Origin of the sequence: Streptosporangium sp. NPDC087985 (assembly GCF_044741965.1) — a bacterium.
GTDB lineage: Bacteria > Actinomycetota > Actinomycetes > Streptosporangiales > Streptosporangiaceae > Streptosporangium.
Window position 1 is genome coordinate 16,006 of sequence record NZ_JBIUTQ010000036.1, and the last position, 9,945, is coordinate 25,950.

Sequence of the window (9,945 nt, forward strand, 5' to 3'; positions counted from 1 at the left end):
CGTCCGCCACCGGAGCCTCGACCACCGACTCCTCGACCATGGCGCCTTCGACAGCCGGGACGTCGGCGGGGACGTCGGCCATCGGAGCGGCGAGGGCCGGGTCGTCCGCGGGAGCGGCGACGGCGCCCCGGCCGCTCATCAGTTCACGGCGGAACAGGGGACCGGCCTGCATGCCCTGGCCGCCCGACAGGAGCGTCACGTCATAGACGTCGAGAATCCCGCCGGTAAGCTCCCCGATCGGACCGAACGTGCCGCCGGGCCCATCCTGGGCGGGGAAGATGTCGTACGACTGTGCCTGAGCGGGTGCGGAGATCGCCGCCGCGAGACCGAACGTCGCCACGGCCACAGCCGCCTTGATGACTCGCTTCATGATTGCCTCCAGCTTGTAGTCGGCCCGCTTGATTTCTTGGAACCATCAGAAAAAGCAGGCCTGAGACCCTTTGTTACCGGCAGGCGCGGTTTGGATGGCTGCACGGAAAGCACCGGCCGGAAACTGCACGGGCATTTGTATCACCGCCCTGAGCGGTGCCCGGGCCCGCCAACGATGATCGAATTACCCATCTACGCAGAGCCTGGAGCCCCAGCAGGACCCCGCCAGGCGGGCCCTGAGAGCGCCCGGCGCAGTAGATAAATCTAGAAATAGCCCTGCGAGGAATGACGATCCGATGAGTCTTATGCCACAAAACCGGAGCGACGCCAAGCACATCCCAGCGGTTCCGGAGACAGGAAACCGGAAAGAGGCGGGAAAAAGAATCCACGGCTAACGACGTCAGATTTTCCGGTTGCCGGATATCCACTTGACCGAACGGCTCAGGCTGACAGCCGCCGGGGGCCTGATCAGCGGCGCCTGGGTACGGACCACCGCGCCGGCGGCGAGGACTCCGGCCCACAGCGAGTCCCCCGGCAGATTCAGTATCGCGATATATCTCGATTAGCCATACAATTCATCTCATGACCCCTGGTGACTCCGTTCCGCCGAACCCTCACCCACCGGCCCTGCGCGCATCCGACGCCGACCGTGACCGCGTCGCGGCGGTGCTGGCCGAAGCCCTCGCCACCGGCCGCCTGACCAGCGTCGAACACGCCGACCGGCTGCAGGCGACCTACGATTCCGTGACCGTGGACGGACTCGCCCCGATCACCCGTGACCTCCCCGACGTCACCGCCGCGGGGAGCGGACCCGCCATCGCCCGGCAGGAGGTCAACGCCGTCTTCAGCAAGGTGGTCCGGGGCGGACGCTGGATCGCCGGACGCCACACCGCGCTGAACGCCACGTTCGGCGCGCTCATCGTCGACCTGTCCGACGCGGTGCTCCCCGGCCGCGAGATCACCCTTACGGTCAACTCCTACTGCGCCAAGCTGATCGTCAGGGTGCCCGAGAACGCCCATGTCATCGATGAGGTCAGCGCGCTGTTCGCCAAGAGGAGCATCTCCGGCGGCCTCGGCGACGGGGGCGGCCCCGTCATCCGGGTCGTCGGCCGGGTCACCTTCGGGAAGGTCATCGTCGCGCGGGAGAGAAGCGACTGGAATCTCCCCGACAGGCCCTGATCGGCCCTGGTACCCCAGCATCTGCCAACCCCACCTACGATGCGACAAACCATCCCGCACGAGGTGACCGCTTGTCTGCTACCGACGTTCCCGGCACCATGCCGGCCTCCGCGCCAATCGCCCTGGACGCGATGGGCGGAGACCACGCCCCCGAGGAGATCGTGGCGGGGGCCGTACACGCGGTACGGGAACACGGGATCGCCGTCGTTCTCGTCGGGAATCCCCGCACCCTCATGGAGGCGCTCTCCCTGCACGACGCGCTCGCCGAGATTCCGATCATCCGGGCCGAGGAGGCCCTGGCCATGGACGAGGGCGCCCTCGCCAGCCTCCGCCGCCCGCGCTCCAGCATCGCCGTCGCCTGCCATCTCGTACGGCGAGGCGACGCCTCCGCCGTGGTCTCCGCCGGATCCACCGCCGGAATCGTGGCCACCGGCAAGCTCCGGCTCCGCAGCCAGACCGGAGTGCTCCGACCCGCCCTCACCGTCGCCCTGCCGACCCGCCCCACCCCCACCGTCCTCCTGGACGCGGGAGCGAACGCCGAGGTGAAACCGGAGATGCTGGTGCAGTTCGCGCATCTCGGCGCGGCCTATGCGGAGACCATCCTGGAGATCGCGGAGCCCAGGATCGGCCTGCTGACCATCGGCAGCGAGCCGGAGAAGGGCAACAAACTCGTCACACGGGCACACGAGCTGCTGTCGGCCGCCCCCGGCCTGACGTTCACCGGCAACATCGAGGGACACGACCTGCTCACCGGGGCCGTGGACGTCATCGTCACCGACGGCTTCACCGGCAACGTGGCGCTCAAGACCATGGAGGGCAGTGTCCGCTACGCCTTCGCCGAACTGCGCAAGACGATCAACGAGAGCCGCGCGGCACGGCTGGGCGGTCTACTGCAGAGGCAACGCCTCAGGGAGCTCAGCCAGCGGCTGGATCCCGAGGTCCACGGCGGAGCCGTACTGCTCGGCCTGAACGGCACCGTGGTCATCGCCCACGGCGCCTCCCAGGCCAGAGGGGTGAGCGCCGCCTGCGTGCTCGCCACCCGGCTGGCCAGGCAGGGCGTGGTCACCCGCATCGGCGAGCGCCTCGGCAATACCCACCGGCCACACCGGCTCTGGTAACCACGGTTTCCGGTGGACCCCGCGTAAGGTGAGAGGACCCTCACGGATCACGGGGGGACGCGTGGAGCAGCCGGCAGAGCGGGGGCTGACCACCGCGGAGGTCACCGAGCGGGTGACCCGCGGCCAGGTCAACGCGGTGCGGCGCCGGTCGAGCAGGCCACTCCCGGCGATCATCCGGGCCAACGTCCTCACCCTGTTCAACGGTGTGATCGGCACTCTCTGGGTGATGATCATCATCTTCGGGGAGTGGCAGGACGGGCTGTTCGGCCTGGTGGTGGTGGCGAACTCGGCGATCGGCATCGTCCAGGAGCTCCGGGCCAAGCGCACCCTGGACCACCTCTCCGTCGTCAACGAGGCCCCCGCCAAGGTCCGGCGGGACGGCGTGGACACCGAGATCCCGCCCGGGTGGATCGTGCTCGGCGACCTCGTCCTGCTCTCCCCGGGCGATCAGCTCCAGGTCGATGGCCGGGTGGCGGACGCCGACGGGCTGGAGGTGGACGAGTCCCTGCTCACCGGTGAGGCCGACCCGGTCCTCAAATGCTCCGGCGACCAGATGCTCTCCGGCAGCTTCGCCGTCGCCGGCAACGGCTCGTACGTCGCGACCGGGGTGGGCGGTGGCGCCTACGCGGCCAAGCTCGCGGAGGAGGCCAGCGCGTTCAACCTGTCACGCTCCGAACTGCGCGACGGCATCACCCGGTTCATCGCCTACATCACCTGGCTGATCATTCCGATCGGCGCGCTGCTCATCTGGAGCCAGCTCCGCAGGGCCGATGACTTCGGCCAGGCCGTCACCGGCGCGGTGGCGGGCATCGTCACCATGATCCCCGAAGGCCTCGTCCTGATGACCAGCATCGCCTTCGCCGTCGGCGTCATCCGGCTGGGCAGGCGCCGCTGCCTGGTCCAGGAGCTACCCGCCATCGAGGTCCTGGCCCGGGTGGACGTCCTCTGCCTGGACAAGACCGGCACGCTCACCGCGGGCGGCATGAGCCTCGACGAGGTGCGCCCGCTCCGCGACGACCTTCCCGTCCACGAGGCCCTCTCCGCGCTGGCCCACCTGGACCCCGACCCCAACCCCACCGCCCAGGCCATCCAGACCGCCCACCCGGAGGCCCCCGGCTGGACCACCGTCGTCAAGGTGCCTTTCTCCTCGGCCCGCAAATGGAGCGGTGCCGAGTTCACCGGGCAGGGTGCCTGGGTTCTCGGCGCCGCGGACGTCCTGCTCACCCCCGGCACCCCGGAGTACGCCGAAGCCGAGGAACGGGCCGCCACCGGCCTGCGCGTGCTCGCCCTGGGCCGGGTCGTGTCCCTGCGCGATCCCGGCGACCTCGGCCCCGTCGAGGCCTCGGCCATCGTCGTGCTCAGGCAGCGGATCCGGCCCGAAGCCGCCGAGACCCTCCGCTACTTCGCCGAGCAGGGCGTCACCATAAAGATCATTTCCGGTGACAACCCCGAGTCGGTCTCGGCCATCGCCCGATCCCTCCACGTCCCCGGCGGGGAACACGCGGTGGACGCCCGCACCCTGCCGGAGAACGACCCCGGGAAGCTGGCGGAGATCCTGGAGGCCAACACCGTCTTCGGCCGCGTCACCCCCTACCAGAAACGGTCGTTCGTCGGCGCCCTCCAGTCGCGCGGTCACACGGTCGCGATGACCGGGGACGGCGTCAACGACGTGCTCGCGCTCAAGGACGCCGACCTCGGCGTGGCGATGGGATCGGGCAGCGGCGCAGCCCGGGCGGTCGCCCAGATCGTCCTGATGGACAATGACTTCACCAGCCTGCCCGCCGTGGTGGCGGAGGGCCGCCGGGTGCTGGCCAACATCGAGCGCGTCTCCCGGCTCTTCCTCACCAAGACCTTCTACGCGATCGTCCTGTCCCTGCTCACCGGGGTCATCGGGCTCGCCTTCCCGTTCGCCCCACGGCACTCCACCCTGGTCAACGCGCTGACGATCGGCATCCCTGCCTTCTTCCTGGCCCTCGCGCCCAGCGGCGAGCGGGCCCGGCCCGGATTCGTGCCCCGCGTGCTCCGGCTGGCCATCCCCGCCGGAATCATCTGCGCGGTCGCCGTCTACCTGTCGTACTGGGCCGCCCAGAGCGGCTCCTCCGCCCTGGAGGAGAACCGCACCTCAGCGGTGACCACGTTGTTCATCGCCACCTGGTGGCTGCTGGTCCTGATCGCCCGGCCGTACGTCTGGTGGCGCGTCGCGCTGGTGGCCGCCATGGCCGCGCTGTTCATCCTGGCCCTCGCCGTCCCACCCGTCCGGGACTTCTTCGCGCTCGCTCCCGACTACCTGAGCAACGACCTCGTGGCAGTCGGATGTGGCGCCGCCGCCGCGGTCGCGCTGACCGTCATCTTCACGATCGTGCGATCGCACGACAAATCACCGGGTCACGAGCGGCCAACCGATACCCTTGAGTCATGACCGACCCGCAGCTCGTACTGACCGAGCGCGTCCAGCAGGCACTGGCCGCCGCCTTCGGTACGGAATACTCCGACGCAGACCCGCTGATCCGTCCCTCGCAGTTCGCCGACTACCAGGCGAACGTGGCGATGAGCCTGAGCAAGCGACTGCGACGAGCCCCGCGGGAGGTCGCCCAGGAGATCGCCGCCCACCTCACCGGTGAGGCCGCGGGCGCGCAGGGTGAGCCCTTCCCCGGCACCGTCGAGGTCAGCGGTCCCGGCTTCCTGAACCTCACGCTCTCCGACGAGTGGATCGCCGCCCAGGCGGCCACGGTCCTGGCCGACCCGCGCAGCGGCGTCGCCCTGTCCGCCTCGCCGCAGACCGTCGTGATCGACTACTCCGCGCCCAACGCGGCCAAGGAGATGCACGTCGGCCACCTGCGCACGACCATCGTCGGCGACGCCCTGGCCCGGGTCCACGAACACCTCGGCAACAGGGTCATCCGGCAGAACCACCTGGGCGACTGGGGCACCCCGTTCGGCATGCTCATCGAGCATCTGCTGGACGTCGGCGAGAAGGCCGCCGTGGCCCAGCTCGAAGCCGGCGAGGGCAACGTCTACTACCAGGCCGCCCGGGCGAAGTTCGACAGCGACCCGGTGTTCAACAGCCGCGCCCGCGCCCGGGTGGTGACGCTCCAGGCCGAGGAGCCGGAGACCATGCGCCTGTGGCACATCTTCATGGACGCCACGGTCCACTATTTCAACAAGGTCTACACCCAGCTCGGCGTGACCCTGAGGGACGAGGACATCGCCGGCGAGAGCATGTACAACCCCATGCTCGCCCAGGTCTGCGACGAGCTGCAGGAGCGCGGGATCGCCGTCGTCAGCGACGGCGCGCTCTGCGTCTTCCCGCCCGGCTACACCGGCCGCGAGGGCCAGCCGCTGCCCTTCATGATCCGCAAGAGCGACGGCGGATACGGCTACGCCACCACGGACATGGCCACGATCCGCTACCGGGTCCAGGACCTGAAGGTCGACCGCATCCTCTACGTGATCGGGGCGACCCAGGCCCTGCACATGTCGATGCTCTTCGACTCCGCCAGGATGGCCGGCTGGCTGCCCGACCACGTCAGCGCCGAGCACGTCCAGATCGGCAGCGTGCTGGGCAGCGACGGCAAGATGTTCAAGACCCGGAGCGGCGAGTCGGTCAAACTGCTGGATCTTCTCAGCGAGGCCGAGACCCGGGCCGCCGGTGTGATCCGCGACAGCGACTACGGCGAGGCCGAGCGCGCGAAGATCGCCCACGCCGTCGGCATGGGCGCGGTCAAGTACGCCGACCTGTCCGTCAGCCACGACAGCGAATACGTCTTCGACTTCGACCGCATGCTCGCCCTGACCGGCAACACCGGCCCCTACCTGCAGTACGCCCAGGCGCGGATCCGTTCCATCTTCCGCAAGGGCGGGGTCGACCCCGCCGAGGCGACCGGCCCGATCGTTCTCAGCCACCCGGCCGAGCGCGCCCTGGCCCTGCAGCTTCTCGGATTCGCCTCGGCCGTGCAGGAGATGGCCGAGGGGTCGGCGCCGCACAAGCTCGCCAACTACCTCTTCGAGACCGCGAGCGTCTTCACCACGTTCTTCGAGAACTGCCCCGTTCTACGAGACGACGTTGCCCCGGCCACGCGCGCCTCACGGCTCGCCCTGTGCGCGCTCACCCTGCGCGTGCTGGAGACCGGCCTGGGCCTGCTCGGCGTCCCGGTCCCCGAACGCATGTGAGCTATCTACCGGATGATCGCCTTGATTCACCAAATCGAGGTGATCATCCGGCAAAGTTGGGTTCGGCGCGCCTCCCGGCGGGGATGACCAAGGCGCATTACGCTGGCGCGGTCATCGGTCACAACTTCGGAGAGTTCTCTGCCTTGAGCACCGACCTGACCGCGAGCCACCACATCGGGACGGAGTTGCACCGCTACGCCGAGGCGCTCCTGGCCAACCTGGCCACCGACGCGGTCCCCTCCATGACGCCCCCGAAATTCTCGGACGTAACCGACTACTGGCTTGCTCCGGCAGTCGAAGCCCTTGAGCTGCTCATGCGCGGCGAAGACGCGCTCGAACCCCTTGGCCGCGCCGCCCAGCTCGACGAGCATCGGACCGCTCTCTTCCTCTGCCTCGCCCTCGCTGTCTCGGGTCAGGGCGAGGCGATCCACGCCTCCTGGCTGGGTATCGCCTTCGGCGACCTGTCCGCGGACCGTCCGGTGACCCACGGACAGCGTGCGCTCTGGCTCGCCGCCGCCAGGGGGGCGTACGGCCCCGCAGGCAAGATCTTCGTGCTCCGCAAGCTCGACTCGGTGGCCGTGCCGGCGGAGGTCGAGCCTGCCCGGTGGCTGAGCGCGCTGATCCCACACGAGCCGTCGATAGTGATACCGCCCTCCCTGGTCGACTTCCCCGAGCTCGCCGAGCTTCCCGAGCTGGCCCAGCCCGTTCAGGCGGCCGACCAGCTGGCCCGGCTGCTCGGCCGCTGTGTCGAGATCACCTCGACCCGGGAGGCGACCGGCGGAAAGCCGGCCAACCTTGAGAGCGCCAACCGTGAGGGCAGGGCCACCACCGTGTGGGCCGAAGGCGAGCCGCTCACGGTGCTGCGCCATCTGATCGGCTCCGGCGGTCCCGAAGGCCCCATGAACACGCTTACCGGCCACCTGCTCACCGACCTGCAACCGGGCTCCGACCCGCACCTCGCCACCATCGCGCTGCACATGGCCGCACCGGCTGTGCGGGCCGCGGCCGAGGATCTCGTGCGGGCCACCGAGGTCGACCCACCTGAGTCGGTCACCATGCCGCTGCTCGGACACCGCGTGGTGCTCCGCCCGGAAGGCCCGGACTCCGGCTCCCTGTCCGCCGCCGAAGAGCACATCACCGTCGAAGGCGTGCCTGCCCGTGGCCGGCCCTGGCTCGCCTACACGCTCCTCGCCCTTGGCGTGACAGCCCTGGTGGCAGCCCTGGTAGCCGCCCCGGCCACGCTGCCACTCGCGGCGCTCGCGCTGATCCTGGCGGCAGCGGGAGGCCACCGGCTCCGGCACCGGCGCAGACAGGAACGGGCAGACGCCGGATACGTCACCGCGCAGCTTGCCGAGCTACGGGGGCTGGCCGAGAGCGCCGTGTGGGCACTACACGAATACGCCCGCGAGAGTGAGAAACGCGCCCAGACCGCGACCTCTGATCTGACCGAACTGACCCGGTTGCTACGCAGAGGCCCCCGAGCCAGGTAGCCGGGGGCCGGTGGGCGTAAAAGAGCGTTCCAACGTTCCAATCGTCGCCGGATCAGCCGTTGGTGATCTCCACCTCGGCCGGGGCCAGCAGGAAGACCTTCTCCGCGATGCGCTCGATGCGGCCCTCGCAGCCATAGGCCAGGCCCGCGGCGAAGTCGACCATCCGTGTGGCCTCGGCGGTGCTCATGACGTTGACATCCATGATGACGGTCTGGCCATCGCGGAAGTGCCGTCCGATGATCGGAGCGTCGTTGTACTTCCTCGGCGTCAGCATCACGATCCGTGACGGTTCACTCATCGAACGCCAGCGCTTGGCCGCACGCTCCGAAGCCGGCTGCCAGTCCTCGCCCTCGCCCTCGACTTCGTCCTCGTACTCGTAGGACTCGTCGTAATCCTCTGTTCCGCCCAGGCCAAGGTAGGTCGCCACCTTGCGCACTGCCCCCATCGGCTCGTCCTTTCCTCAGGACCACGCCGCAGCCGGCTTGTCCCACACCTTGGACGGTAACCGACGAATTGAGGTTCGCCGCGCGACACGCCCAACGCTTATTCCCACTTTGTACGGCTAGCGCACCGGTTTGCCTGACCCTCATACCCGCTTTCAGCTGGTTATTCGTATTGAGTTAAAATTACGTCATGCGTATCTATACAGTCGATTCTTTTACCGAGCAGTTTTCCAAGGGTAACCCTGCGGGGGTCTGCCTACTCGACAATCCGGCTACGGATGCCTGGATGCAGTCCGTCGCAGCGGAGATGAGGCACTCCGAGACGGCCTTCCTGCTGGAAGGGGAGGACGGCGAGCCGTATTCGCTCCGTTGGTTCACGCCGACGGTCGAGGTGGACCTGTGCGGGCACGCGACCTTGGCCGCGGCGCATGTGCTCTATTCCACCGGCTCGGCTCCCGAAACCCTTGAATTCTCAACGAAGAGCGGGATCCTCTCCGTGACCAGGGACGGAACGGGTCTGATCAGTATGGACTTCCCCGTGAAGGGCCTCGCAGAGGTGCGCCCACCGGACGGACTGCTGGAGGCGCTCGGGGTCACCTCCCTCTGGGTCGGCAAGAACGTGTGGGATTACCTCGTGGAGGTCGAGTCCGAGGATGCCGTGCTGGCCGTCTCCCCTGACTTCCTCGCCCTGGAGAAGGTGGACGCACGAGGGATCATCGTCACGGCCCGGGCCTCGCGCCCGGGTGTCGACTACGTCTCGCGGTTCTTCGCCCCCGGGGTGGGCATCCCCGAGGATCCGGTGACCGGATCCGCCCACTGCGCCCTGGCGCCCTACTGGACGGGCAAGCTCGGCTCGGACTCCCTTGTCGGCGCTCAGCTCTCCCCTCGGGGTGGCCTCATTCACACGACCGTGCGGGGCGACCGGGTCGAGCTGGCCGGGCACGCGGTGACCGTGCTCTCCGGCGAGCTCCACGTCTGAGAGCCTGGATACCGTTGGGCTTGGCCGGCAGGCTGAGAAAAGTCCAGACGGCGGGGATGACGATATATACCCCGATCAAGGAAAATCCCGGAAATCAAGAATCTGAAAAGCAGAAAGGCCTGGAAAACAGGAAAGGCCACCCCAAACGGGGTGGCCTTTCCCAAAAGATTGTCCGGCGGCGACCTACTCTCCCACAC

8 protein-coding genes are annotated in these 9,945 nt (G+C 68.6%); 6 read left to right on the forward strand and 2 right to left on the reverse strand.

Annotated elements, in window-relative coordinates; all coding sequences use genetic code 11:
* Positions 1-370: hypothetical protein (locus ACIN94_RS31945; RefSeq protein WP_400714470.1), on the reverse strand; the 370-nt coding region annotated here is incomplete at its 3' end.
* Between the two features lie 581 nt (positions 371-951).
* Between ACIN94_RS31945 and ACIN94_RS31950 the strand changes: the two genes are divergently transcribed.
* The 5 genes from ACIN94_RS31950 (at position 952) to ACIN94_RS31970 (ending at position 8,326) form a co-directional block, all read left to right on the forward strand.
* Positions 952-1,548, forward strand: a complete 597-nt coding sequence (locus ACIN94_RS31950; protein WP_400714473.1) for a DUF1707 domain-containing protein — start codon at positions 952-954, stop codon at positions 1,546-1,548.
* A 98-nt stretch (positions 1,549-1,646) separates the two neighbouring features.
* The gene (gene plsX / locus ACIN94_RS31955) at positions 1,647-2,666 is read left to right on the forward strand and encodes a phosphate acyltransferase PlsX (protein ID WP_400714491.1); all 1,020 of its coding nucleotides are present in this window, start codon (positions 1,647-1,649) and stop codon (positions 2,664-2,666) included.
* Between the two features lie 61 nt (positions 2,667-2,727).
* On the forward strand, positions 2,728-5,085 hold the full coding sequence (locus ACIN94_RS31960) for an HAD-IC family P-type ATPase (protein ID WP_400714476.1): 2,358 nt from the start codon (positions 2,728-2,730) through the stop codon (positions 5,083-5,085).
* Positions 5,082-6,836 (forward strand): arginine--tRNA ligase, encoded by a 1,755-nt coding sequence (gene argS / locus ACIN94_RS31965; protein ID WP_400714479.1) that lies wholly within the window; start codon positions 5,082-5,084, stop codon positions 6,834-6,836. The genes ACIN94_RS31960 and argS overlap by 4 nt, the downstream gene beginning before the upstream one ends.
* A 143-nt stretch (positions 6,837-6,979) precedes the next feature.
* Entirely contained in the window at positions 6,980-8,326 is a 1,347-nt protein-coding gene (locus ACIN94_RS31970) for a hypothetical protein (RefSeq protein ID WP_400714482.1), read from the forward strand.
* Between the two features lie 52 nt (positions 8,327-8,378).
* Here ACIN94_RS31970 and ACIN94_RS31975 read toward each other — a convergent pair whose 3' ends face one another.
* Positions 8,379-8,771, reverse strand: coding sequence for a cell division protein SepF (locus ACIN94_RS31975; protein ID WP_400714485.1), 393 nt, complete (start codon positions 8,769-8,771; stop codon positions 8,379-8,381).
* A gap of 188 nt (positions 8,772-8,959) precedes the next feature.
* On the opposite strand from ACIN94_RS31975, the gene ACIN94_RS31980 reads away from it, so the two are divergent.
* The gene (locus ACIN94_RS31980; protein WP_400714488.1) at positions 8,960-9,748 is read left to right on the forward strand and encodes a PhzF family phenazine biosynthesis protein; all 789 of its coding nucleotides are present in this window, start codon (positions 8,960-8,962) and stop codon (positions 9,746-9,748) included.
* The last annotated feature ends 197 nt before the right edge of the window (positions 9,749-9,945 follow it).